General features: G+C 55.2%; 16 protein-coding genes, 3 rRNA genes and 4 pseudogenes. 6 read left to right on the top strand and 17 right to left on the bottom strand.

The features are described 5' to 3' along the window. The 3 genes from AO068_RS21840 to rrf (AO068_RS21830) all read left to right on the top strand — a co-directional run. Window positions 1-2,549 (top strand): 23S ribosomal RNA (locus tag AO068_RS21840); the annotation flags it as partial. A gap of 72 nt (window positions 2,550-2,621) precedes the next feature. After that, a 5S ribosomal RNA gene (gene rrf / locus AO068_RS21835) occupies window positions 2,622-2,737 on the top strand. Between the two features lie 106 nt (window positions 2,738-2,843). Continuing rightward, a 5S ribosomal RNA gene (rrf, locus tag AO068_RS21830) occupies window positions 2,844-2,959 on the top strand. A 113-nt stretch (window positions 2,960-3,072) separates the two neighbouring features. Here the strand turns inward: rrf (AO068_RS21830) and AO068_RS21825 are convergent. From AO068_RS21825 to AO068_RS21795, 7 genes are all read right to left on the bottom strand, one after another. Then, window positions 3,073-3,549 (bottom strand): SRPBCC family protein, encoded by a 477-nt coding sequence (locus AO068_RS21825; protein WP_058409424.1) that lies wholly within the window; start codon window positions 3,547-3,549, stop codon window positions 3,073-3,075. Between the two features lie 32 nt (window positions 3,550-3,581). Next, window positions 3,582-7,016 carry a non-ribosomal peptide synthetase gene (locus AO068_RS21820; protein WP_058409423.1) on the bottom strand — a complete coding sequence of 1,145 codons (3,435 nt, stop codon included), beginning with the start codon at window positions 7,014-7,016 and terminating at the stop codon, window positions 3,582-3,584. Continuing rightward, window positions 7,013-7,960 carry a diiron oxygenase gene (locus AO068_RS21815; RefSeq protein WP_058409422.1) on the bottom strand — a complete coding sequence of 316 codons (948 nt, stop codon included), beginning with the start codon at window positions 7,958-7,960 and terminating at the stop codon, window positions 7,013-7,015. Before AO068_RS21815 ends, AO068_RS21820 begins: the two co-directional genes overlap by 4 nt. Window positions 7,961-8,002: 42 nt before the next feature. Then, entirely contained in the window at window positions 8,003-8,779 is a 777-nt protein-coding gene (locus AO068_RS21810; RefSeq protein ID WP_005734794.1) for a DUF3050 domain-containing protein, read from the bottom strand. Window positions 8,780-9,592: 813 nt separating this feature from the next. After that, window positions 9,593-10,330 (bottom strand): GntR family transcriptional regulator, encoded by a 738-nt coding sequence (locus tag AO068_RS21805; protein WP_005734793.1) that lies wholly within the window; start codon window positions 10,328-10,330, stop codon window positions 9,593-9,595. Window positions 10,331-10,648: 318 nt separating this feature from the next. Continuing rightward, a complete protein-coding gene (locus AO068_RS21800) occupies window positions 10,649-11,656 on the bottom strand; it encodes an aldo/keto reductase (RefSeq protein ID WP_058409421.1) in 1,008 nt (335 codons plus the stop codon). Window positions 11,657-11,676: 20 nt separating this feature from the next. Then, a complete protein-coding gene (locus AO068_RS21795) occupies window positions 11,677-12,366 on the bottom strand; it encodes an HAD-IA family hydrolase (protein ID WP_004660956.1) in 690 nt (229 codons plus the stop codon). Between the two features lie 153 nt (window positions 12,367-12,519). On the opposite strand from AO068_RS21795, the gene AO068_RS21790 reads away from it, so the two are divergent. Then, a complete protein-coding gene (locus AO068_RS21790) occupies window positions 12,520-14,001 on the top strand; it encodes a YdgA family protein (RefSeq protein ID WP_058409420.1) in 1,482 nt (493 codons plus the stop codon). A 63-nt stretch (window positions 14,002-14,064) separates the two neighbouring features. Here the strand turns inward: AO068_RS21790 and AO068_RS29825 are convergent. From AO068_RS29825 to AO068_RS29335, 3 pseudogenes are all read right to left on the bottom strand, one after another. Beyond that, window positions 14,065-14,421 (bottom strand): annotated as a pseudogene (locus AO068_RS29825) (methyl-accepting chemotaxis protein); the annotation flags it as partial. Between the two features lie 555 nt (window positions 14,422-14,976). After that, window positions 14,977-16,083: pseudogene (locus tag AO068_RS29820) on the bottom strand (FIST signal transduction protein); the annotation flags it as partial. Between the two features lie 115 nt (window positions 16,084-16,198). Continuing rightward, a pseudogene (locus AO068_RS29335) lies at window positions 16,199-16,342 on the bottom strand (mechanosensitive ion channel family protein); the annotation flags it as partial. A 227-nt stretch (window positions 16,343-16,569) separates the two neighbouring features. On the opposite strand from AO068_RS29335, the gene AO068_RS21780 reads away from it, so the two are divergent. Both AO068_RS21780 and AO068_RS21775 read left to right on the top strand, forming a co-directional pair. Beyond that, the gene (locus AO068_RS21780) at window positions 16,570-17,052 is read left to right on the top strand and encodes a hypothetical protein (RefSeq protein ID WP_058409419.1); all 483 of its coding nucleotides are present in this window, start codon (window positions 16,570-16,572) and stop codon (window positions 17,050-17,052) included. Beyond that, entirely contained in the window at window positions 17,045-19,489 is a 2,445-nt protein-coding gene (locus AO068_RS21775; RefSeq protein WP_058409418.1) for an alpha/beta hydrolase, read from the top strand. The genes AO068_RS21780 and AO068_RS21775 overlap by 8 nt, the downstream gene beginning before the upstream one ends. A gap of 292 nt (window positions 19,490-19,781) precedes the next feature. Here AO068_RS21775 and AO068_RS21770 read toward each other — a convergent pair whose 3' ends face one another. From AO068_RS21770 to AO068_RS21745, 7 genes and pseudogenes are all read right to left on the bottom strand, one after another. Further along, on the bottom strand, window positions 19,782-20,333 hold the full coding sequence (locus AO068_RS21770) for a hypothetical protein (RefSeq protein WP_058409417.1): 552 nt from the start codon (window positions 20,331-20,333) through the stop codon (window positions 19,782-19,784). A 63-nt stretch (window positions 20,334-20,396) separates the two neighbouring features. Continuing rightward, on the bottom strand, window positions 20,397-21,107 hold the full coding sequence (locus AO068_RS21765) for a hypothetical protein (protein ID WP_058409416.1): 711 nt from the start codon (window positions 21,105-21,107) through the stop codon (window positions 20,397-20,399). An 82-nt stretch (window positions 21,108-21,189) separates the two neighbouring features. Next, entirely contained in the window at window positions 21,190-22,245 is a 1,056-nt protein-coding gene (locus AO068_RS21760; protein ID WP_235592577.1) for a hypothetical protein, read from the bottom strand. Between the two features lie 52 nt (window positions 22,246-22,297). After that, window positions 22,298-22,561: pseudogene (locus AO068_RS21755) on the bottom strand (hypothetical protein); the annotation flags it as partial. Between the two features lie 195 nt (window positions 22,562-22,756). After that, complete coding sequence (locus AO068_RS27425) at window positions 22,757-23,365, bottom strand: DUF1963 domain-containing protein (protein WP_080395045.1); 609 nt, start codon at window positions 23,363-23,365, stop codon at window positions 22,757-22,759. 697 nt (window positions 23,366-24,062) lie between these two features. Then, entirely contained in the window at window positions 24,063-24,545 is a 483-nt protein-coding gene (locus AO068_RS21750; protein WP_058409414.1) for an Imm26 family immunity protein, read from the bottom strand. Further along, a partial coding sequence (locus AO068_RS21745; protein ID WP_058409413.1) for an RHS repeat-associated core domain-containing protein occupies window positions 24,542-25,138 on the bottom strand: 597 nt, incomplete at its 5' end. The genes AO068_RS21750 and AO068_RS21745, both read right to left, overlap by 4 nt.

Here is a 25,138-nt window from a genome sequence, read left to right as displayed (position 1 = left end):
CCTTTGCAATGAAATCGAGTAGGACGGGGCACGAGAAACCTTGTCTGAATATGGGGGGACCATCCTCCAAGGCTAAATACTACTGACTGACCGATAGTGAACCAGTACCGTGAGGGAAAGGCGAAAAGAACCGCGGAGAGCGGAGTGAAATAGATCCTGAAACCGTATGCGTACAAGCAGTGGGAGCCCACTTTGTTGGGTGACTGCGTACCTTTTGTATAATGGGTCAGCGACTTATTTTCAGTGGCGAGCTTAACCGAATAGGGGAGGCGTAGCGAAAGCGAGTCTTAATAGGGCGTCTAGTCGCTGGGAATAGACCCGAAACCGGGCGATCTATCCATGGGCAGGTTGAAGGTTGGGTAACACTAACTGGAGGACCGAACCGACTACCGTTGAAAAGTTAGCGGATGACCTGTGGATCGGAGTGAAAGGCTAATCAAGCTCGGAGATAGCTGGTTCTCCTCGAAAGCTATTTAGGTAGCGCCTCATGTATCACTGTAGGGGGTAGAGCACTGTTTCGGCTAGGGGGTCATCCCGACTTACCAAACCGATGCAAACTCCGAATACCTACAAGTGCCGAGCATGGGAGACACACGGCGGGTGCTAACGTCCGTCGTGAAAAGGGAAACAACCCAGACCGTCAGCTAAGGTCCCAAAGTCATGGTTAAGTGGGAAACGATGTGGGAAGGCTTAGACAGCTAGGAGGTTGGCTTAGAAGCAGCCACCCTTTAAAGAAAGCGTAATAGCTCACTAGTCGAGTCGGCCTGCGCGGAAGATGTAACGGGGCTCAAACCATGCACCGAAGCTACGGGTATCATCTTTTGATGATGCGGTAGAGGAGCGTTCTGTAAGCCTGTGAAGGTGAGTTGAGAAGCTTGCTGGAGGTATCAGAAGTGCGAATGCTGACATGAGTAACGACACTGGGTGTGAAAAACACCCACGCCGAACGACCAAGGTTTCCTGCGCAACGTTAATCGACGCAGGGTTAGTCGGTCCCTAAGGCGAGGCTGAAAAGCGTAGTCGATGGAAAACAGGTTAATATTCCTGTACTTCTGGTTATTGCGATGGAGGGACGGAGAAGGCTAGGCCAGCCTGGCGTTGGTTGTCCAGGTTTAAGGTGGTAGGCTGAGATCTTAGGTAAATCCGGGATCTTAAGGCCGAGAGCTGATGACGAGTGTTCTTTAGAACACGAAGTGGTTGATGCCATGCTTCCAAGAAAAGCTTCTAAGCTTCAGGTAACCAGGAACCGTACCCCAAACCGACACAGGTGGTTGGGTAGAGAATACCAAGGCGCTTGAGAGAACTCGGGTGAAGGAACTAGGCAAAATGGCACCGTAACTTCGGGAGAAGGTGCGCCGGTGAGGGTGAAGCATTTACTGCGTAAGCCCACGCCGGTCGAAGATACCAGGCCGCTGCGACTGTTTATTAAAAACACAGCACTCTGCAAACACGAAAGTGGACGTATAGGGTGTGACGCCTGCCCGGTGCCGGAAGGTTAATTGATGGGGTTAGCGCAAGCGAAGCTCTTGATCGAAGCCCCGGTAAACGGCGGCCGTAACTATAACGGTCCTAAGGTAGCGAAATTCCTTGTCGGGTAAGTGCCGACCTGCACGAATGGCGTAACGAGGGCGGCGCTGTCTCCACCCGAGACTCAGTGAAATTGAAATCGCTGTGAAGATGCAGTGTATCCGCGGCTAGACGGAAAGACCCCGTGAACCTTTACTATAGCTTTGCACTGGACTTTGAATTTGCTTGTGTAGGATAGGTGGGAGGCTTTGAAGCGTGGACGCCAGTCTGCGTGGAGCCAACCTTGAAATACCACCCTGGCAACTTTGAGGTTCTAACTCAGGTCCGTTATCCGGATCGAGGACAGTGTATGGTGGGTAGTTTGACTGGGGCGGTCTCCTCCTAAAGAGTAACGGAGGAGTACGAAGGTGCGCTCAGACCGGTCGGAAATCGGTCGTAGAGTATAAAGGCAAAAGCGCGCTTGACTGCGAGACAGACACGTCGAGCAGGTACGAAAGTAGGTCTTAGTGATCCGGTGGTTCTGTATGGAAGGGCCATCGCTCAACGGATAAAAGGTACTCCGGGGATAACAGGCTGATACCGCCCAAGAGTTCATATCGACGGCGGTGTTTGGCACCTCGATGTCGGCTCATCACATCCTGGGGCTGAAGCCGGTCCCAAGGGTATGGCTGTTCGCCATTTAAAGTGGTACGCGAGCTGGGTTTAGAACGTCGTGAGACAGTTCGGTCCCTATCTGCCGTGGACGTTTGAGATTTGAGAGGGGCTGCTCCTAGTACGAGAGGACCGGAGTGGACGAACCTCTGGTGTTCCGGTTGTCACGCCAGTGGCATTGCCGGGTAGCTATGTTCGGAAAAGATAACCGCTGAAAGCATCTAAGCGGGAAACTTGCCTCAAGATGAGATCTCACTGGAACCTTGAGTTCCCTAAAGGGCCGTCGAAGACTACGACGTTGATAGGTTGGGTGTGTAAGCGCTGTGAGGCGTTGAGCTAACCAATACTAATTGCCCGTGAGGCTTGACCATATAACACCCAAGCAATTTGCGTCGAATGACCAGATTGCGGTGACTGTGAAGACGACNTCGGTACCCGAATTTCTTGACGACCATAGAACATTGGAACCACCTGATCCCATCCCGAACTCAGTAGTGAAACGATGTATCGCCGATGGTAGTGTGGGGTTTCCCCATGTGAGAGTAGGTCATCGTCAAGATTAAATTCCAGAAACCCTCATCGCTTACGCGTTGAGGGTTTTTGTTTAAGTAGAAGCATCAAAATTCGCTGGGACGTTACCTGTTAACGGACTGGCAACAGAATTTCTTGACGACCATAGAGCATTGGAACCACCTGATCCCATCCCGAACTCAGTAGTGAAACGATGTATCGCCGATGGTAGTGTGGGGTTTCCCCATGTGAGAGTAGGTCATCGTCAAGATTGAATTCCGAAACCCCTCATCGCTCTTGCGATGAGGGGTTTTGTCGTTATGGAGCCTGAAAAAAGCCTGCGCAGGCTTTCGCGCTGAGCGGGCTTCAGTGATGGTGCGTGAATCAGCCAAAAAGGCTGCGTACGTTACTCATCGCGCCGTCAGCAAACCCCTGAAGAAAAGCTTCAAATGCCTCCCCTTCAGGACCTCCCTGAACAGGGTCGGCAACAATCGTCCAACGGGCCAAACACGCACCTTCCCCGGTAGCTTCAACAGTCATTGCCGCCCATAGGTTACTCACCGGTAAGCTGGTGTGGATCAGTGACCAGGTCATGTACAGCGCCTGATCATCCCGTGAGTTCAGTTGTTCGATGGCCACGTTGCCGTCCTTGAACAGTTTCCTTCGAACCGAGCCTGGCCCTTCCCCAGTGACTTCAATGCTGTCCAGCGCGGGTATGAAGGCTTGGAAACCACCAAAATTCCCCACCACGGCCCATACGCTGGCTACGTTACCGGGTACTTCCACGGCTGAGGCCACTCGGCACGACACCGGATTCTGGATAAGGGTGTCGGGCTTCAGATTACTGTGAAGTGTGCTCATGTCTTTCTCCATTTACGTCAGTGGGTATCAATTCAGATGAAGCCGATTTCTTTCAGGTAATCGCAGCCCTTGCGCAACAGCACAGGGGTTTTCTGCGGGTATTGCTCGCCCATACGGTGAATACCGCTGAGGGTGTTGCGGTACTCGATCATCGAGATGTCGCCGATGTCTTCTTCAAACCCGTCGAGATAGAAACCCAGCACACCAAACAAAGCGTTCTGGCTGTCAACACGGCCGAGTTGGGCCTGCCATTGCTCGACGCTGACCAGCTCGAACTGACGGCCTGCCTCGCGGAAGGCGTCCACATAGTTATTCCAGCTCAAGGGCTCAGGGTTATGCAGGTTGAACACGGCGTGTTCCGGTTGATAACGACTGGCATGGAAGCCGATGAAGCGTGCCAGGAAGTCCACCGGCATCAGGTCGAAGTTGATGGCGAACGCCGGAACCTGACCCAGTTGCAGCGAGCCTTTGAGCATCAGCATCAGGCGGTTTTTTTGCGGCTGGCACACGCCGGTGACGCTGTTGAACGCGATATTGCCGGGCCGATAGATGTTCACCCAGGCACCTTGCTCTCGCGCGCGCTGCAGAACACGCTCAGCTACCCATTTGGACAGGTTGTAACCGTTCTTGATGTAGATCGGCGGGGTAGCGGCAGCGGGCTGTTCAAGCACGTTACCGGCTGCATCGACTGCACTGCAGGCGGAAAGGGTCGAGACGAAGTTGAAGATCTTTTTGCTGCGCCCCTCACACAGCTTCAGGCATTCAAAGACCGGCGCAACATTGTCTTTGACGAGGGTTTCATAGTCCTGCACATGGTTCACATTGGCAGCGTTATGCACCAGCGCACCGAACTCGCTATCCAGTCGTTCATATACCGCTTCAGTGAGACCCAGCCTGGGCCTGGTCACGTCAGCGGCGTAGACCTTCACGCGACTCAGGTCCAGATGATCCAGACGGTTTTCCCGCAGTGAATGCTCGAAACGCTGTTGTGCGCTTTGCCCCGCAGTTTCACGAACCAGGCAGGCGATCTCTGTCGCCCCCCAGTTCAACAGCGCTTCAACGATATGCACACCGAGAAAACCGTTGGCACCGGTAACAATCACTTTATGAACATCACCCAGCTGGCTGATGGGCAAAGTCGTCAGCGGGGTATTCGCGTCGGCATCCAATAGAGCCTGCGCACTGATGGTGTAAGCCGAAGCACCATCGCTGTCGATCAGGCTGGCCAGTGTCAGGACGGTAGGTGCTTCGATAAAACGGTTGATCGGAATGCTGCGCCCAAACCGCTCACGAACCCCCAGCAGCAGGCGTGACAGCAGAATCGAATGACCGCCCAGATTGAAAAAGCTTTCGTCCGTAGAGATATCTTCTGACGGCAGTTCCAGCAGCTCGGCCCATAACGCCAGCAGCGCTTGCTCCTGCTCGGTCTGTGGCAGACGCCCCGTGCGTTGTCCGCTGAAGCTCAGCGGTATTTCCAGAAGTGCCTTGCGATCGACCTTGCCGTTGCTGGCAAACGGCAGACCGGGCAGCGTCGTGTACGCAGCAGGATGCATGTAGTCAGGCAGCAGGCGTTGCACATGCGCTCTCAACGCCTGTTCGTCATGCTCCCGATACGGTTGAGCGAGAAACGCCAGAATGCGTCGCTGCCCGTCGATCACCACAGCCACCTGTCGATACAGCCCGCTGTCGCGCAAACAATGCTCGATCTCTTCCGGCTCGACCCGAAAGCCGCGAATCTTTACCTGATTATCGCGTCGTCCGCTCAGTACGATGCCATCAGCCGTCCACTTGGCGATATCGCCGGTGCGATAGGCCCGCAGTTGCTGCCCGTCCGGCTTGGTCAGCCACACATAGCGCTCGGCGGTAAGCGGGGGATTGTTTACGTAGCCCAGGCAAACACCAGGACCGACGATATACAGCTCACCCGGCGTTTGCTCCGCTACGGGTTGCAATTGCTCGTCGAGAATCCAAGCCTGGCTGTTGGCAATCGGTCGTCCCAGATGCCGATTGCTGCTGGACGGCCCGAACTCACAGGCCGTGACCAACACGGTGGCTTCGGTAGGGCCATACAGGTTGTGGAAATGACACTGCCTGGTGAGTTGCGCAATCACATGCGGCTCACAGACGTCGCCCCCGGTCATGACATGCTCCAGCCCCAAAGGCTGATCCAGCGGCAGAATGCTCAACAGTGCCGGTGGCAGAAACGCGTGAGTGATGCCTTGTTGCAGCACGCTGACCAGTTGCAATGGATCGCGCCGCTGGTCTTCATCAGGCACCACCAGTTCGGCGCCACTGAGCCAGGTGGGAAAAATGTCGATGATCGACGAATCAAAGCTCAACGTAGAAAACTGCAGCACCCGGCTCTGCTCGCGCAGGCTCACATACTCGGCGTACCAGGCAGTGAAATGGCTGAGGTTGTGCTGGCTGAGCAATACGCCTTTCGGCTGCCCGGTGGTGCCTGACGTGTACAGCGCCATGCAGGGCGCGTTCTGCGCGGCATGAACGCGCATATCGGCTGAAACGGCATCCCCCACAGGCACCGCAGCGATATCCAGTGCCGGAAACTCCGCAGCGGCCAGAGGGTGCGAGCCGTCGTGAAGCAACAGCATCGCTCCCGAGTTTTCCAGAATGTACTGCTGACGCTGCAAAGGCTGGCCAGGATCAAGCGGCAGATAAACCGCACCGCAGCCCAGAATCGCCAGAATGCCCGCATACAACTCGGGTGACTTGGGCAGGCAGATGCCGATCACCGGAGGCGTGTCGGCTTTCGCAGACGCCAGCAAAGGCAGCAACAGGCGCTGAATGGCGATGCTGTGCGCGTGCAGTTCACGATAGCTGAGCGTCTGATTGCGAACGGACAGTGCCGGACGTTCGGCAAACATCAGCAGCGCCTGTTCCAGCCGCTCGGTGATCGAGGTTTCAGCCCGCTTCAGCAGGTGTGGTTGTTCTGTCTGATTCAGGCGATGCTCGAAGAGCAAATCATCCATCGCCTGCAAACCATCCTGCCGGTCACTCTGAGCGGGTGTTGCAGTAGGCAGACTGTTGAAATAATCATCGTCCCTGGACAGTCGGCTGACCTGCAATGCCACCATCCCCACCATGCCTGCTACAGCCGCATCACGCAGTACCCGGCCGTTGCCTGACTCCTCGGCCGGCAGCCACTCATGAGCTATCAGGCGTCGCGCGTTGGCCGGCCCATGCCAGCAGAGCAGCTCCAGGCGAGGCAGACCGTGTGCCAGCGCCGCGCTGAAGCCGACCCGCAGGCCCAGATGAGTGCCGTGGCCTCGTACCCCGCGAAGGTCCAGACTGCCGTCTTCGATCAGGACGCAACCGTCAGGCATCGTCAACGCATACAGCGCCTGCTGGTCAGACAGATGCCGCACGCCATGGCCGTGGTCCAGCAGCTCGGCATTCAGCTCGCTCAGGGTCAGGCTGTGACCGATGAGCACAATCTCCAGGCGCTTCATTGCAGCGTCCCCTGAAACGGCAGATAGTCCGCCAGCGCACGCTGCACACAGGGATCGTCCAGCATCGAGCTGCTCTTGAAGAAGCGCACAATATTGGCGACCAGCGGGTGGTGGCGGTTGACAGGAAAACTCACGGCCCTGGTTTCGTCCTTGAGCGCCTGCTTGATGGTATCCGGCACCTGCAAGTGCTCGATCAGGGTGAAATCGAAGCCATTCTGTATGTCATTGGTCAAATACTGAGCGATAAACACCGGCAGGATGCGCGCGATGGATTCCCGATCCTGCTCGTCTGCGGTGTGCCAGTAGATTCGTACCAGCCGCGCCCAGAAACCCGAATGACGTCCCTCGTCCAGCAGATGATCAGCCATCAGTCCCTTGACCGATTGCTTGACCGAGTCGTCCTTGGCGAACGCCGCCACGTCATTGGTCACGGTGTTTTCCGCGATAGCCACGCAGATCAGTTCAACTGCACTGCGCAGATGCTCCGGAGCCAGAGCCAGCGCGGCGGGTATGGCCCGGCTGAGTTCGATTTCGTCAGGCAGCTGGATCGGCTCGATGCCCGTCAGCGCGATGGTCTGTTGCATGAAGTCCATCGCCACCAGCGCGTGATAGTCCTCGTCGACCACCACCGTCATCGCGTCATAGCGGCAGGCAAACGGGAAGCGAATCGTGAAGTTGTCCTTGGCGATACTGCGTGCGGTCTTGTCGACGATCTCGGTTTCAAAGATCACCACATCGTTGATGAACTTATAGAGGCTCTGCACCAGTGCGTAGTCGCGCAAATGCGCGCACTCGCGGGTAAACGTGTCACTGAGCACCAGCGGCTGACGGCTGAGGGGGTAGATCAGTTTTTCATCGTTCTCGACCATTCTGCGCGGACGAGTACGAATGGTGGCGCGGCCTTCCCACGCATCGATAAACGACGTGTAGTCTTCTGCTTTCATGATGTCTTCCTTGTAAAGGCTTCAGGGTGTTGCGAGCGGGTGTTACGCACTGGCCTGCATCAATGGCGCGCGCATGCTCATGCGCAGCGTGTCCCATAGCCGGACCCTGCTTTCCACCGCTGCGATGGCCGCCTGATACACCTCTCGTTCACGCTGCGCGTCGCCGCCAATCAGACGGGCCAGCAACTGCTCCGCTGCCGGGCCGTGGTCCTCGGAGTCCACTTCGATGTGGCGCTCCAGGTAGTAACGGAAGGTGGGTGCCTGTTCGACGGTGATGCCCCAGTCGTCGAGGATGCTCTGGAACATCTGTGGGATGACGCTTTCGCGCCCGTGCAGAAACGCCGCAGCAACGCTGTGTGCGGGGGCATGAAGGGCGGTGTCGAGGGTGTGCGTCACGAATGCTGATGCGGCCTGGCCTGCGTTGACCCGTTGCAGGGCCGTTGTGTAATGCAGACCCTGCTGCTGCAGCTGGATGAAACGCTCGATCTGTAACGTGCTCGCGCCAATCTCGCGCATGGCGTCCAGGTACAGCTCGAAGTGGCTGTAATGACCTGAATCCAATCGGTCGTCGGACTCTTCCCCCAGCACGATCTCGTTGATCAGGCGGGCGGCGCAGGCATCGGTCGGTGGCAGCCACGGCAGTTGCGTGCAGGTCAGTTCCTGTTGCAGACGTTTGGTCAGAGACATGAAATCCCAGACGGCGAATACATGGGTTTCCATAAAGCGTCGCAATACGCCCAACGTCGTGATTTCGGCAAAGATCGGGTGACGGCTAAGTTCAACTTTCTTTTGGTCGAGCAGCGTTTTCTCACAATGCATGGTGATGTTCCTATGGTCATGGTAGCGGTAGGTGGCAGTACAGTTATTCGAAGTTTTAACGTGTCGTCCGTGCAGGATGAATGTGATGAAAGACCTGAATGCAAGGCGAACAAAGGCCTGAAGGCAGGGGCGATAATTAGCCGCAACTGCACGTCGGTTATAGCCATTCAAGAGCGTCCATAACTTCAACTTGCCGGTCTGTAGCCCTTATGGATTGCGGCTTTGCGTCCGGCTGCCGTCAATTACGCTGACGGCGAAGAAAACTTAAAACAAATTTAATGCAGTGCGCAATTCTTTTTTAATAATATTTAAGTTGTTGTTTTTGCGGCGTGTAAGTTGCCATATAAAACACGTGGAATATGTTTTATAGGGACGCAGGCAACCCTTCCGACTGATTGAGTCAGAATTATCAATAATGAGTGAATGCCTCACTCAGCGTTGCCGTTATGCTGAATAATCAGGTGCCTGGGTTTTTTAATGGGCAATGTTGGAAATGACTTCCAATGTCGGTTTGCCCCGTTCAACAACTCCTTGTTCATTGGGTTCAAATGAACACAGAACTGCTCCGGTGCTGCGTGGACAGTTCAGCCGTAGCCAGAGAACACCCTCAGGTTGAGTCCTCTGGGCCTCACCCGAGTTTGCCTGATTCCTGTGTCGGGCCACCCGGCAGATCAGGAAAATAGCTATAAAAACGCCATGCCAGGCGTCGGGCCTGACCGGTGTTGAAGGCAGGTTGGGAAAGCGCGGGGGAAATGCGAGCGGCTAATCTGCAGGCGTCATGCCATTGCCTGGTGGATTAGCCGTCTCAATGATTCAGGCGGGGGTTTTCTTTGCTGTACGGGCCGGTTTGGCGTTGATGGCCTTGTTGCTGCTCAGGTACTGGGTGACGGCCTGCACGCCGCGGTTGAGGTGGTGCTGCAGCGCTTCGACACATGGCTCGACCGCTTTCTGTTCGGCGAGCCGCAGCAGATGCCAATGGTCATCCTGAGAAAGCTTGCCCAGCCCCATGGCGGAAAGATTGAAACGCAAGAAGCGCTCTTCCTCGTTCAGACCTTCTTCAACCAGGCGCATCAGGCGCTTGTTGTGAGTCTTGGCATACAACGACAAGTGGAACATCCGGTTGAGCCTGCCGATCTGACCGAAGTCCGTCTCGACTTCAAGCTGCTCGATATAGCCTGCAGCCGCTGCCAGATCGTCCGCGTCCAGCAACGGAATGGACAAGCGCAACGCCTCGGACTCCAGAAGGATCCGCAAGGCATAAGCGTCCACTGCGTCTTCGGTAATCAACGGTGCGACTACTGCGCCCTTGTGCGTTTCGACCCGCAACAGCGACTGTGCCTCAAGCTGGCGCAGTGCTTCGCGCACAGGCATGCGGCTGACGCCAAACAGCGTGGCCAGCTCCTGTTGGCGCAGAGCCGTGCCACTGGGAAGACTGCCATCGATAATGGCATTTCGCAGCTTTTCTTCAATCACGGTTCTGGCAAGGTGCGCCGGAGGCTGCTCGTTGCCCAGTACGGAGCTTAGAAAGGCTTCTCTATCTGATTTGCGCATCGGTCTACTTCTTCATCAACCTTGGCTGGATAAAGTCCAATTAATCGCTGGATTGCCGACAGACTAGCCAAGACTTGCCAGTAAGTCGCGAAAATAGAAGCATCATCATGTTTTGCTGCAAGTGCCGGGTTGCGGTTCAGCCCTGCGAGCCTCAATGAGTACGCGCCTATCTTAGCGCTCATTCGCTCCGTGTACCGAGTGGGCATTCGTAGGTAACAGGAGTTTCACGTTATGTTTTTATGAAATAACGCTCTGAAACGGGCGTTTCAGAGCGCAGTAGAGTGGCGTTCGCGGCATAAGGCCGCAGGCGGAATCGCTTCAGCGGGTCAGGCGGCCAGACACAAAGTGCTGAACGTCATTGAAACCGGGCGTCGACGCATGCCCAGGTGTTACCAGCGAATCGATAAATGCCTCATCCTCGGCGGTAATATCAACCGTTAGTGCCTTAGTGTAACCGTCCCACTGCTGTTCGGTCCTTGGGCCAACGATTGCCGATGTCACGGCCCGGTTGTTGAGCACCCAGGCAATGGCGAACTCGACAATACCTACACCCTTGTCCTGCACGTACTCTTGAATTCGCTGCGCAATACGCAGCGACTCCACGCGCCATTCGGTTTCCAGCAGCCGCTTGTCCTGACGCCCGGCCCGGCTTTCACTGTCGGGGGCGATGTCCGGGGCGTATTTACCGCTGAGCACCCCGCGTGCGAGCGGGCTGAAAGGCACCACACCCAAGCCGTGATAAGCCGCTGCGGTGATCTGCTCGACTTCGGCCTGACGGTTGACGATGTTGTACAGCGGCTGGCTGATGACCGGCTTGTCTACGCCCAGGCGCTGCGCGACGTTGACGATTTCAGCGATTCGCCAGCCGCGAAAGTTCGACACACCCCAGTGGCGGATCTTGCCCTGACGGATCAGATCACCAATGGCCGAGACGGTCACTTCAAGTGGTGTGTCCTGATCTTCCTTGTGCAGGTAGTAGATATCCACATAGTCGGTGTCCAGACGCCGCAGGCTGTTCTCGATGGCATTGAAGAGGTGCTTGCGGTTCAGACCGGCGCGATTGGGCACGCCGTCGGCTGGCCCGATGGCGACCTTGGTGGCCAGCACCCAGTCGCTGCGCTGGGCGGCGATGGCCCGGCCGACGATTTCTTCCGAGCACCCACCGTTGTAGACATCCGCCGTGTCGATGAAATTGATGCCCTGATCCCTGGCCTTGTCGATGATGCGCAGGGACTCTTCGGCACCGGTCTGCTCGCCGAACATCATCGAGCCGAGTGTCAGGGTGGAAACCTTGAGGCCGGACTGGCCGAGGATTCGATAATTCATGCTCAACATCTCCATGTCATTCAGACGAGTTCAGGCAGCCCCCACGCCTTGAGCGGGAAGTCGGCCAGCGAGGCAAGCAGCAGGTCTGCATGCTCGTATTGCTCGACCGGCATATGCGAGTCCGGTACGGCAACAGCGTACATGCCCGCAGCCTTGGCGGCCGTCACACCGAACGGCGAGTCTTCGAAGACCAGGCAATCACTTGGCGAGACGCCAAGGCGGCGGGCGGCGACCAGAAAGATATCCGGGGCCGGTTTGGCAGCGCCGACTTCCGGGTCGTCTGCGGTCACGACGGTATCGAACAGCTCGAACCACGCGCGGTGCAGCGTTGTTTTGGCTTCGAAGTAATGCACCGACGAGCTGGTGCCTACGGCGATGGGAATATTGTGGGCTGCCAGATGCCTGACCAGCGCCTCGGCTCCGGGCATTGCCGGCGCTTTGGGGAAACGCTCTTCGAGCATCGGTTCACGGGTTTCGAGAAACTCGTCGATCGACATCGGCAGTTCAAGCGTCTTGATCACGTAATCCGAGAAATCCCGGGCACCGCGGCCGATAGTGTGCTGTTTGATGGACCAGTCGAAAGTGCGCCCGTGGCGGCTGGCGATCAAGTGGGTGACTTCGGTATAAACCCCCTCGGTGTCCAGCAACAGGCCATCCATGTCGAAAATGACGGCCTTGATCGGGCCTCGTTCGGTGTGTTGCTCGCTCATGTGATCACATCCCGTTCTCAAATTCGTTTCAGCCTAACGTTTCCGTGAATACCGTGGCTACCCTGTGTTTCTGATAATCTTTCGCGGTTTTCAACTGTGCTGCCAGTCCCGGTACGACTTTCCCATCATCAGAACGGATATCTTCACGTCACTATGAATAAATCAGCAGGTATAGCGATTGGCGTCATCGTCGTAGCGGGCGCACTGGTTACGGCGGGTGCCTGGTACACGGGCAATCAACTGGAAGGCGCGCTGACCGACTCCATCAGCAAGGCCAACCAGGAACTCGCGAAGTCGTTCAAGGGCACCGACACCAGCGTCAAACTGGAAATGCTCTCGCTGGAAAAGCACTTCTTCAGCAGCACGGCGCACTATCGCGTGGACATCCAGAACCTGTCCGATAGCACCCAGGGCGGCCAGTTCCTGTTTGTCGACCAGATCGAGCACGGGCCCATTCCGTTGTCGCACCTCAAGACCCTGAACCTGCTGCCCGTCATGGCCCTGAGCAATTTCCAGATGGAGAAAAGCCCCAGCGCCGAAAAGTGGTTCGCCATGAGCAAGGACGTTCCACCGCTCAAGGGGCAGGCCAGCATCGGCTATGACCGCGCCACCAAAGGCACGCTGCAGATGGCCCCGCTGGAAATGACCGACGTCGACGGTACGTTCAGGTTTTCCGGGCTCGACCTGAATGCCGAGTCGTCCGCCGATGCCGAAAAATTCAGCCTGGCTGGCAACATGGAAAACCTGCAGCTCAACGTTGCGTCACCTGACGGCCCGGTCAGCATCGACGTCAAAGGCATGACCTTTGACACGGGCGGCACCAAAGGCAAGTCCGGTTTCTATCTGGGCCACACCAACATGAAAATCCAGAGCGCGGGCTTTCAGGTGGTGGGTAAGCCGCCGGTGCAGATCAAGGACTTCACCAACACCAACCTGGCGCAGGAAGATGCCGGTAACCTGGCTGCCCAGATCAACTACGATGCCGGCATGATTTCCTACGCAGGCAAGGACGTTGGTTCAGCGCACATGGGCTTCAAAATAGCCAACTTCGATGTGGTGGCCACTCAGGCGCTGTATCAGTTGTATCAGGATAAGATCCTGCCTCAACAGCAGCAGGCCGCGCTGGAGAAACGTCCGTTTCGTCTTGAGCTGAACCCGGCTGATCAAGAGCTGATGAACACCCAGATGAAAAAGCTGCTGATCGCCAAGCCGCATATCGAACTGGAAAAACTCTCGCTCAAGACCAGCAACGGCGAAAGCCACATGCGCATCGCGGTGGACCTGGCCGATCCAGGCCCGCTCGATCAGCCTTCCGATTCGCTGCTCTTGAAAGGCCTCGGCGAAGTCAACGCCAGGGTTGTCCTGTCCAAGCCGATGATCCGCGATCTCGCTACCCAGCAAGCCATTCGTGAAGGCCAGACCGACCTCAAGGTCATCGCCGAGCAGGCCAAGGCCGCTGGCGACATGGCCAGCGCCATGGCGGAGATGATGCAACTGGCCAAGGTCGATGGTGACAACATCGTTTCCGACCTGCGTTATGCCAACCAGATGGTCGACTTCAATGGCCAGAAAATGACCGTGCAGCAATTCATGAGCAACGTGATGGGCAAGGTCGGCGTGCTGGGCAACCAGTAAGCCGCCTGCAACACGGTCTGCTGTCAGGGCGGGCAATCTACCGTCCTGACAGCAGAGGCCCTGCTACCGAGTCAGCCCGCGCAGGGTATCCGCCAGTTGCCGGGTACGTTGCGAGGTGCCCGCCGTCATGTCGCTGGAGCCTTCCAGCTCCGCCAGCAGGCTGGTGAGCGTGCCGACTTCCAGGGATTGCTCTTCGATATGCTGCGCAACCTTGCGAATCTCCTCGGCCAGACGCTCGATATCCGTGCCGATGTCATTCGCGTTTTGCGTGGTTTTCTGCGCCAGCTGACGCACTTCATCGGCGACCACTGCAAAGCCACGGCCCATTTCGCCGGCCCGAGCTGCCTCGATGGCGGCGTTCAGCGCCAACAGATTGGTCTGCCCGGCGATCTGCTGAATCATCTGCACGACTGACTGGATGCGCAGGCTGGACTTGGCCAGCTCCCGAGAGCCAAGCACTACCTCGTCGGCCTGGCTGACCAGGCTCTTGACGGTATTACCCGCCTTGTCGATGACCGTTTCCTGCTGCGTGATGGTCTGGGACAGTTCATCCATCGAAACATGCAGCTCGCCTGAGTAGTGGCGCAACTGATCGGCGATTTCTTCCTGATCCTGATGAGCCTTGACCAGTACATCGCCCAGATCGCTCAGGCCGCCGAACACCGGGCGGATCTGCTCGTCCAGACCACTCGGGTCAATGGTTTGCACAAAGTTACGCTGCTTGAACTGGTCGATCTGCTTGACCACCACATGGCTCAAACCGGCCAGCTTCTTGATCTGCCGACGCAGGAAGAACGCCTTGAATTCGCCGTAATAGGCAATGAAGTTATCGATGTAATCGTCGCGGAACGGCTGACCTTCCGGCACCTTGAAAAAGAACACTGCGGTGAGGGTCTGGTTGAGGTTCAAACCCAGAATCTCGCCGAAGGTCGAGAAGCCCACCACTGGCGTCTCGCCGAACACATCATTCATGCGGCCCAATTCACTGCCGTTGTTCAGACGACGCAGAATGCAGTCGCTCAACAGACCGAGCAGCGGCTTGCCGGACTTGCCCTGTAGAAAGCGCGTGAAGTCCTTGCGCGTGGTGTCGATCATCGACGTCCGTTTGACCATCACCAGTTCTTCGCCGGGTGCCACGTCGCAGAACAGATGAACCCGCTCGCTTTCATAATCGATGCGCGCAATGGAGCGCACGAACAGCTCTTCGCCTACCCGGATGGCGAACGAGTACTGCGCCAGCTTGCCTTCCAGCTCATGCCGCTCGCACTTCAGCGCATCACACAGCGCTGCAACCATCGTGGCAATCTCGCCTCTGGAATTGACCACCTGGCTGATGTAGCGCTCTTCCAGCGAGGCGGTCAGGACACTCAGGCTCAGTGGCGTTGGCTCGAAGTTCTGGCTCTTGAAGACGCCAAAGCGCACATTCTTTGCGCTCTTGAGGAACACGACCTGAGCATGGTTCTCGTAGCTGCGTTTACCGTCGTGAATCAGCGTCTTTTTGAAGTCGCTTTTGCCGCCTGCAGAGCCACCCACGAACAGGCATGGGAAACGCCCTGACTCGTAGAGCGCTTCCATGAAAAACGACTCCGAGGCCGAAAGGCCGTCAAAGGTGACGTAGGCCAGCGTATCCCTGTGGTCGATAGGCGTGCTGACCTGAGTGCGCTTGATCGAGTCGGTTAGCCGCGCAATGCGCTCACGCATGGACAGTCGCTTGCCCGTGCCGCGAATATCTTCGCTGTGCAGGGGAATATGCACCACCTCGGCACTCTGGATAACGCTTGAGTCGAACAGCGCCAGCACGATCCGGTCCCACTGATTACCCGCCGCGCAATACAGCGAATCATTGCTGGAGCACAGTTCGCCGGATGTTGTGCACAGGCTGATCTTGGCGTTGGGAAAGCGTGCCGCGACAGACTGGGCAACCTGACCGAAGTCGACGTGAGGTGAAACGAAGCCTGTCAGGTAGACCGGGTCAAAACTTAACGCCGACAGCGTGTCGTTCAATTCCCGCGCGGACGTAATGACACTGAGTACGCCTCCGGTCCGCGAAGTGCCGGCCCGAAAACGAGATAGAAAGCTCATGGTTGAATCCGTAAGAGTAAAAGGCAGGGGCCGTAAAAAAGGCCGAGGTCTTTTAATCGGCTGCTGACGGGTTCAGGTTAGCCGGTGGGCGATGAATTTTGCCTATGCGTGCCGCTCAGGACATGTTCAGCATCAACGCTCTGATCAGGGCAAGCGTCTGGCGATGCACCGAATCATAGTGATTATTGTGGCAATAGGGCCGTACTGACAGGGTGATGGAATCGGCTGTCGTAGAGGACAGATGCACATCGACTGCGGGGCAGGGCTCGCCCGGCAGATGGCCTGACGAGCGGAGCCGTACATTGAAGGGAAAAGCAGGGGGCCGGCTACTGGTAGTTTTGACTGGAGGCAAAGGGCCTTTACGGTGTCACGCGGAGCAGCGCCCAGCATCCGGAGTGAATCGAGCAGCAGGCAAGGGCGGCGGTATTAAGCCCGATGAGTTATCGCTACACTCGCCACCTCACAAGGACGAACCAAGGACCTGCAATGCCGCTCCCTTCTACCACGCTGCGCCGCACGCTGGTGACCTGGTTGTATGCCGTCGCAGTCGCGCACGTGCTGGGCAGTATCGTGTTTACCTGGGCAGGTTTTTCCGGCTTGCTCGACGGCTACCTGACTACGCTTGAGCAGGCTTTCTGGACCGATGCCGTTCCTGCCGCTGCGCGTGCGCAACAGGTCTGGTGGATGGCGCTGTTTGGCGCCACCTTGCAAACTTATTCCGTGTACATGCTGGCGCTTGTGCATTTGGGCAATCGTCTGAAAAGCGCCATGCCTTGGGGCTGGCTGATCGCCGGCCTGCTGCTTTGGGCGCCTCAGGACATAGCGATTTCCGTGCGTGGGGGCGTCTGGTCGCATGTGTGGCTTGATCTGGCGGCGCTGCTGGCGTTGCTGCCGCCGTTGTTCTGGCTGTATCGCCATGATCGCCGTACTTCTGCTGCCAACGCATTGAAGGAGCCCCGTCATGTCTGACTTGCCCCTTCTGTACCTGCTGGCGGGCAACGGCAGCAGTGCCGAATGGTGGGATGATGTGCTGCCGCATTTTCAGCAGCATCAGGTCGTGCCGCTGGAACTGCCAGGCTTCGGCAACAATCCCCAGCCACCGTGCGAAGACCTCGCCGCCTACGCCGATGCGCTATTGGCAGCGACGGTCAGGGGCAGTGCCATCGTCGCCGTGGGCGTCAATGCATTGCTGGTCATGCATGCCTTGCAGCGCCAGCCCGGACACTTCTGCAGAAGCGTGCTGCTGGCGCCGGTGGGAGCTTTTCTGTGGCGGCGGCGCTTGCCTGCGCTGATGTCGCCGCTGCCCATTCGCAAGACCATTCACTGGCTGCTGGCCAACAAGCCCAGGCTGTTTGCTCACAAGTTCTCCAGGCAAGCCTGGCCTGCGGCGCACTACCAGCGCATGGGGGCCGGTTACGCCCGCTGCCGCGCCTTTGTACCCTATTGGGACTTGGTGCGCGCCGACACTGCGCTGCCGCTTCTGGAATGGGTGCAAGACCCGATAGAGCTGGTCTGGGGCGATCAGGACAACGTGCTGGGTATCGAGCAGGCGGCAGCGTGGTCTGCCATTCTGGCGCGTGCCGACCTGACCATCAGCCTGAAACCGGGTTGGGGTCACTACCCGTGGATCGACGCGCCGGCCGAGTTTGCGCAGTGGCTGGAGTCGGGCGAGCGCGGCTTCGTTGCGCACACAAAAGGCGGCCGTCTGCGTCTGGCGGCTATCGCCGGGCAACCGGTGCCCGATGCACTGTCTCTGGTGCAGGGCGATGCCTCGGCCTTGCCCGGGTTTCTGGCCCGTCAGCCGGAGGCTATCTGGGCGGTGCGCTCGTCCAGCTTCGGCGAGGATCAGGCCGATGCGGCCAACGCTGGCCTGAGCACCACTTTCCTTCGCGAGCCCACCCAAAACGTACCTGCACGTATCGCAGAACTGCACGGCGCTGGCGTCGAAGAAGTCGTGGTGCAGCGGTTCATCACGCCGGTGCTTTCCGGCATCGCGTTTGCGCGTCACCTGTCGGTCGAGCTGGAGTGGGTCGAAGGGCATCTGGAGTCGCTGGCCGACGGTCAGGCAAGCCCGGAGCGAGCGATCATTTCCCGCCTCGGCGATGCCTGGAGCAGCGGCAGCTTCACGCCATCCCACGGTTTGACTGAGGAGGCGCTCTGGGACTTCCTGCAGGGCGTTCTGCGCGTATTCCACTACGTGCCGGGCGACGTCGAGTGGGCCTGGGATGGCCGCCAGCTGTGGCTGCTGCAGTACCGCCCGATCAGTGACTACGGCTGGCGCCGTCACCTGACCGCCGCCAATATTGCGGAGATCCTGCCGCCCCAGCCCAGCAGGCTGGTCGAGTACGCACAGCGGCGTGCTGCAGGCAGCATCCCGGCGATCATGGCGCGTTGGGATTCACGCGTGTTGCAGGACAGCGAGCCATTTACCGCACTGTTTGGCGCAGCTTCCTACATCAACAACGACCTGTTTCTCGCACGTCTGGCTGATTGGGGCGTCGCCTCCAGCAGTTACGCCGATGAAGTCGGCGGCGCAGCACCGCATCTGCCTTGGCGACCTCTGCGTTTGCTGCGCTCGCTACCGGTATTCCTGCGCATGCAGCGTATCGCGCGCGGCCACCTGCTGACCCTGGAAAAGCAACTGCACCGTTTCGACCGAGAGCTGCATGCCTTGACGGCCCAAGGGGCTGACGGCCAGCAATTGGCTGACTGGTTCACGCGTTTCTACGTGTTCGTCGTACAAGGCAACCTGTGCATCGCCACCTCGCTGGCCAGCAGCGGCGGTGATCTGCTGGGACGTCCGCCAACCGCTTACGACGACCTTGAACACTGCCCGCACCGGCTACCCTGGGAAACCGACCCCGCTACGCCACGCCCAGCACAGACCGACCTGCCGCTACAGGCCTTTCCGACCTGGCCGGGTATCATTCGCGTCGCTCACCGCGCGGGCCTGCCGGGCATGCGCGGCTACTACCTGCAAGTGCGCGAGTGGTATCGCGACAACCTGATGCGCCTGTTCTTCCGCCTGCACCACGCCATGCCCAGCGCCGACAGGGCACACTGGTTTGCGCCGCATCCAGACATTCGCAGCCGCGCAGGCAGTTTCTGGCAGGACGGTAGAGAGGGCACCGAGCAGGCTACTGGCTTCATGATCTATCCGGGGCAGGTTCAAGGCATTCTGGGCGACGACATCCTGCTGGAAGACACCCTCGACCCCGGACGCCACGCGCACTACCAGAACGCCCGCGCCGTGATCGCGCGCATGGGCGGGCGTCTTTCCCACGGGTCTACGTTGCTGCGCGAGCTGCGCAAGCCTTCGGCGGTGCTGCCGAATGTTGATATGGCGTGGCTGGGGAAGGAGGTGCGGTATAGGGATGGGGAATTGCTGCTGGTCGAGGAGCAGTGATAAAGCCTGAGGGTGACTTATCCACAGCGAACCCGCACGCTAATTGAGAGGTGCGGGTGTGCTTCGCCGAGGTATAGCGAAAGGCTTACACGCGGTGGAGGGGTTTGGCCATTTCCGACCTGGTCCGTCCTCCGTAAGATTGGATCCATCAAGTGGTGAACAGGAGTTCACCAGGATCAAGGATGATCGACCATCGCCTAGGAGGCAGCCGACAGGGAGTCGGGATGGTCTTGGAAAAACCCGCTTCGGCGGGTTTTTTGTTTGGCGCGAGAAAGTCCTCGTTGAGCCTGGGCTATTTGCGCAGTGCCTTTCTCTTGCGCAGGCTTTCACGATGCACCTCGAGATCCCTGCGCCGCCGCATCTCCTGACGCGTCTCCTTGCGTTCGGATCGAATAATCCTCCATTGCATGCGCAACTCCCGGCCGCGCTCGCTGTTGAGCGATAAAAGGCCCAGCAACGGGAAAAGCAGTCCCAGCATGTAAAGCATCAATTCAAAACGCCGCCAGTGCGCAGGGGCAGTGGGCAGCACCGCGAAAAAGCAGCTCACCAGAATGGCCGCCAATATCCACATCCCACAGGCATGCCCGCGACTCATCATGATGCCGCCGAAACTCAAAACCAGTGACACGCCCATCATGAGCATCATCGACTGGCCGGTTCTCTCCGGCTCATTTGGAAAGTACGCATCGACCACCGTGCCTGCGGTGATGACGAGGGAAAATATGCCCATGAAGATCGGAGTCAGAAAGGACAGCAGATAACGAGAGCGGAAAGCGGCAACGTGGCTGCGGTAAATCACCATTGGCTCCGGCGAGGCCCGCTTGCTGCGAGATTGTTTACCCATTTTTCTTCCTTGGTTGGGTGTTGCGGTTAGTTGCCTTCTTCGCTGATGGTCTGATACCTGGCTTCATTTGCTGAGCGATATTATCCATTTCAAAAACCTACCTAACCACCAGCGACTGCGTGCTTCACGAAGCAGTTCGACGTACTCGAACGTGTAAGACCGATTGTGCTTCTTTTCCAGCGCCAGGATTTTTTTCAGTAGTCGGATGGCGTCCCTGTTCCAGTAAAGAAGGTAAAGATTGCTCAGTGCTATCCAGATACTGACCATAATGATCAGTTCTATATGCCATACGATCATTGCAGCGATCCCGGCCACAATGACGCCTCCGCTCAGTAAGTTTCCGTTTCTCGTGCTGACATAACCGTGCACCATATAGACCTTGTTATCTCTGGTCTCAAAAGACAGCTGACCTGATCTCGATTTTGTGAAGTAAATAAATAAAAATGAAACGAGCATCAGTAAGGCCGGAATCATCGCCCACGATAAAGCATCTGTCGTTGAAGCGCTGTATTCAGATTTTGCTATAAGATAAATAACGCTTGTATTCATGAGTAGAAATGAAGAGAAAAGGCCTGTGAAAGAATGAACTGCGATTGCAGTGAAGCTTTCGCTCAGGTAAATCAAATATATTGTTCGCATGAGCAGGGTAAAGAGACAGAGGCATACCAGCCAGAAAAAATCCGATTTAAACGTCGACATTGTGCCAAATAAGGCAATCAGGAAGAAAGACCCGTAAAGTCCCTTTTTTATTGCGTTGGGTTGTGGTTCGATCATATGATTAACTCGGATTTTCAAGGCGGAAAGCTTATTGTGCCAGCTTAGGTATAACTAAAATTACTAGCTTGAGATGAAAAAGTCATGTTTCAAATATGACACCACGCTGTTTGGTATCTTCAAGAAATATAGACATCCACGTATCCATTATTTCGAAAAAAACCACACCTGATTCAGGCTCCAGCGGCTGCTCATGCCACCATATCAAGCCGTTGTCATTAGCTGCATTAATTGTATCTACAGCAAGATAGTCACCGCCGCCATTTGAAAATACTGCCAGCCATTTTGCCGCGAAATCAGTGTCGTGCTCGTCTATCAAATCAGAGACAAATACACAATCCTCTATTTTTTGTGGGCCCATCGATTGAGCAGGGTAAAAAGTGAAGCCGTTATGAATAGTGTAATAAAAATCCGCTATGCGCCCTCCAAAGATCAACGCATTGTCAGACCTGCTCAACGGCTCGCCTCCTATGTAATAGTAGAGGCCATTATTATCATGAAATATATATAACAGCTCTATGGATGAGCCGACCAGAATAGCCGTGCCAAGCAAACACTTGTCCAGTAATGACGTTACCCACGGTAACTCATCAGAAAATGTTTGCCAGGCAAGAGGGAATGAGGGCGTTATTGATGAAGCGATTCCAAAATTTTGCCACTCACTACGAATCTCCAGGCCAGGCGGCAGTTGAACAGGTGAGAAGTAAATATCTCTTCCTGCGAACGCTGCCTTCGTTGCTTCAATGATTGCAGTGGCGTTTATCACCCAGTATCCCTCTTGGATTTGACTACTACGTTGTCGCTCAAACTCTTCACCCGCAACATCAAGAATACTACTGACGAGATCAGCAGTCACCTCACAGTTTTCAAGGTGTTTGTAGGTCGTATAGTGTTCACCATAAGGTATTTCATAAAATTTTGCTGGCACTTGTTCTTCGTAAATTATTTTTAACACACCACGTACGAGTTTTGACGTTTCTTGAAGGTCCCCGTCGAAGAGCTCAATTTCTAGAACTGGATGAACGCAGTCGCAAAAGCTTTTAATGGTCTGCACAGGCAGTGACAAGAATCTATGAAGCTTGACAAGCGTGGCTGGTCTGATTGGATGTTCTTCAATAACTATCGTTAGTGTAGACATCACGTACCTCTACTAATAATCTCCAGACTCTTCCGAGTCCAACAGATATGAAAAAGCTGGCATAGCCGCTCAGTTTGTGCAGGGAGCTGCTTAGTTCGCCAGCCGGGTCGTATTCGTAGCGGCGGTGGACCGGGTTGTAGGCGTGTTCGACGTAGCGCTCTGGTTTTATGAGCGGGTTCTGGATCTGCGATAGCTTTTCCGCGGGCAGGGTGGTTGCGTACTGCCACGCTTTGCGGCCCATGCTGTCATAGCCGAAGCAACTGGTGAGTTTGCCCTGGGTGCGGTAGACCTCGCGGTGCAGGTCGTCGCGTTCCACGTCGCTGATCAGTTGGCCTACAACAAGAGACATGTAGCACAGGTTCGCTCAGACACCGCTTCTTAAAGCTTCTGGCGTCGTTCTTTAAGAAGCGGCAATCGAGCTCAATTGTAAAACCACCAAGTTTTTAAAAAGCAGTAATCCGACATACTCGCCTAGCCGGATAGTACCCGCTCCCTACTGCCTAACAATTAATCATGTTGTATGCACAAAAAACAGCCCACTGCCTGAGCCATCTTTTTTCAAAAGAAGACATCCAACGGCATCAGTCAAATAAAATATATCTTTAAATGGCTCTGGGAAGTCTGAGGAGTACAACTGCATTACAAACTCATACTCTTTTTGCAAATCTGGAGGTAAAGATACTCCATTAGGTGGGGTATTCGTAAGCATTGAGAATGCTGGATACTCATCATGCCCTACTTCTCTTTCTTTAAATTCCGTATGTACTTTCGGAATTGATTCATTCGGACTTACTATTTCAGAATCAGAATTCCCTATAATTACTAGGGTGTACCCACTCAGTATCAGCTCTAGCTCAGAAGTATCGCCACTATACGTAACGTCGTCGAGAAAATAATCAGAGCGACTGTAAGTTGAAAAGATATACAGTACACCCTCCTCGGGGATTGAGCTGAAGCCAGAAAGTTTTTTGAGATTAGCGCACTCTATGGTGGCAACTAACACAAGACTTTCTCCGTCGGGGTTAGTCGGCCAAGCATTTAATTTTACTGAGCCGCCACCTATGATAACGCTAGAGTACTCAGCGTTATCTGATAAAATAATTTCTTTAACCAGAACCATGGTTTGATCACCCGCATCAATAAGACAGCCATGAAACTTCTTGGCTATTATTATTATTAACTCTTTTGCTCTAGATTTAGGAGCACTACTCTTCCTTCGAGCGCTTGAAATGATTTCTAGCTCACGCTTTACAGATGATGAAAATTAATTCCTGCCCAAACCTTTACTCTCACGTATTTGCGCCTCATGCCAATGAGTACCACCAATACGTCTTGCATCTTTAATTGGGCCTCCAGTGTGATTATCTAGATACAGCGCAATAGTGGGTTTCCTAGAAACCTAGTACTCTTCTCCGCAAAATTCTGCTGAACGAGATATTCGTTACGTCGGAGTTCGTGAGTTTGTAAATCTTCCCTAATGTGGGTTGAGCCGTTAAGTGTTGAATAAGTACTTAGCTTAAACCTTACGGATCAATCCAGCCGATTGCACTCGGACCATACTGTTAAAGGTTATATCCAACCAGCGAACATCTAAAGGTACTTGTTTATTGAAGGACGCAGCGTTGGCAGCCGTTAAATGCATATAGTTTTAAAGAGCACATAATATAAAAGCAGTGATGATTTAATCAAGGCACTTGAGGCTTGATAGCAGCATACCACCAAGGCCATCACTTCGCCATTGAGCTAACTTTCTAAGGCACATTACTGCCTAGCATACCTGTGAGCTTATTAATGCGTCAGGACTTAAGCAGTGAAAACTATTCACTAAATTTAGCAAGCATAGGTATAAATATTTCCTTGATCTGCATATCCCCTTTTGGCGAGTAGCGCGGTAGCTCTTCGGGTGAGCTTCTCGATGGATATTCATTATCAAAAATATCTACCTCTGTACGGTTGTTAGCGACGCCATAGATGAAACGGATAGGCTCTTCTAAGGGTGCTGTATAATTAGGGTCGTGCGCTATTATCCTCCAATCCCCCTCGGTTTTCCGATCAAATAATGAATACGAATCGAGGATGACCGGATCGCCAACTCTACTGAAATTTGAACAGGTAATTTTAGGCTTATCTAATACTTCTTTAAATATTTCTACGACATGGCCAAGGCTATTTCGAGTCATGACTCTACCTAGGCCGTAGCCCATCTGACCCAGATCAAAACAAAATATATCTCCGGGCTTAATATAGCGCAATTGTTTACGCTTGTTTTCTTCCCATTTAAATATTTTTAATTCACTCACCCGCAACCTCCTTTCAGTGCAGCAGATTTAGTTTGATAGTTACCCTCAAATTTTGCTTGTCGACTTGGGGTGCGCAATGTACTTTCATGATCAAAGGAGTTGATCTTATTCCCCCTATTGGTAGGCGATATATCTTTACCAATTACACCTGTCTTGGTCTCGTAATGCTCAATATAGGCTTGCTCATAACCTCTGGCCTGTCCGTAATTAACATTTCTATCGAGAGGCATCATTTCCGTACCAGGACCTAAACGTTCAGTACCAATGTGCTCGTTTCTACGACGGGCCAAATCATCTGTTATTCCAACATAGTATGGCTTTTCGGCGCCCTCTTGGAACAGCCCATATACATTGTAACCGGGAGTTAGCTCGTGAACCAACCCTAGTGGATCTGTCCAGCGTACAGGATTGGGCGTATACCGATAAAGATTAAACCCACCCAACAACCCAATCGGATCCTGCGTAATAAACCGCCCAATCTCCGGGTCATAATACCTAAACGTGTTGTAGTGCAGTCCCGTCTCGACATCAAAATACTGCCCCTGAAACCGCAGGTTCTGTTCAATCTCGTTCACCACCAGCTTCTCAACCGC

The sequence above is a fragment of the Pseudomonas sp. ICMP 3272 genome, from assembly GCF_001466905.1.
Classification (GTDB): domain Bacteria; phylum Pseudomonadota; class Gammaproteobacteria; order Pseudomonadales; family Pseudomonadaceae; genus Aquipseudomonas; species Aquipseudomonas amygdali.
Note: the sequence above shows the minus strand (reverse complement) of the source record. Positions and strands in the feature narration are given on the sequence as shown.

Excerpts from the sequence above, each read along its gene's own strand:
- AO068_RS21800 (WP_058409421.1), bottom strand. The coding sequence starts at position 11,656 with ATGAATTATCGAATCCTCGGCCAGTCCGGCCTCAAGGTTTCCACCCTG.
- AO068_RS21820 (WP_058409423.1), bottom strand. The coding sequence starts at position 7,016 with ATGAAGCGCCTGGAGATTGTGCTCATCGGTCACAGCCTGACCCTGAGC.
- AO068_RS21815 (WP_058409422.1), bottom strand. The coding sequence starts at position 7,960 with ATGAAAGCAGAAGACTACACGTCGTTTATCGATGCGTGGGAAGGCCGC.
- AO068_RS27425 (WP_080395045.1), bottom strand. The coding sequence starts at position 23,365 with ATGGTTCTGGTTAAAGAAATTATTTTATCAGATAACGCTGAGTACTCT.
- AO068_RS21775 (WP_058409418.1), top strand. The coding sequence starts at position 17,045 with ATGTCTGACTTGCCCCTTCTGTACCTGCTGGCGGGCAACGGCAGCAGT.
- AO068_RS21805 (WP_005734793.1), bottom strand. The coding sequence starts at position 10,330 with ATGCGCAAATCAGATAGAGAAGCCTTTCTAAGCTCCGTACTGGGCAAC.
- AO068_RS21760 (WP_235592577.1), bottom strand. The coding sequence starts at position 22,245 with ATGTCTACACTAACGATAGTTATTGAAGAACATCCAATCAGACCAGCC.
- AO068_RS21795 (WP_004660956.1), bottom strand. The coding sequence starts at position 12,366 with ATGAGCGAGCAACACACCGAACGAGGCCCGATCAAGGCCGTCATTTTC.
- AO068_RS21780 (WP_058409419.1), top strand. The coding sequence starts at position 16,570 with ATGCCGCTCCCTTCTACCACGCTGCGCCGCACGCTGGTGACCTGGTTG.
- AO068_RS21765 (WP_058409416.1), bottom strand. The coding sequence starts at position 21,107 with ATGATCGAACCACAACCCAACGCAATAAAAAAGGGACTTTACGGGTCT.
- AO068_RS21770 (WP_058409417.1), bottom strand. The coding sequence starts at position 20,333 with ATGGGTAAACAATCTCGCAGCAAGCGGGCCTCGCCGGAGCCAATGGTG.
- AO068_RS21810 (WP_005734794.1), bottom strand. The coding sequence starts at position 8,779 with ATGCATTGTGAGAAAACGCTGCTCGACCAAAAGAAAGTTGAACTTAGC.
- AO068_RS21825 (WP_058409424.1), bottom strand. The coding sequence starts at position 3,549 with ATGAGCACACTTCACAGTAATCTGAAGCCCGACACCCTTATCCAGAAT.
- AO068_RS21790 (WP_058409420.1), top strand. The coding sequence starts at position 12,520 with ATGAATAAATCAGCAGGTATAGCGATTGGCGTCATCGTCGTAGCGGGC.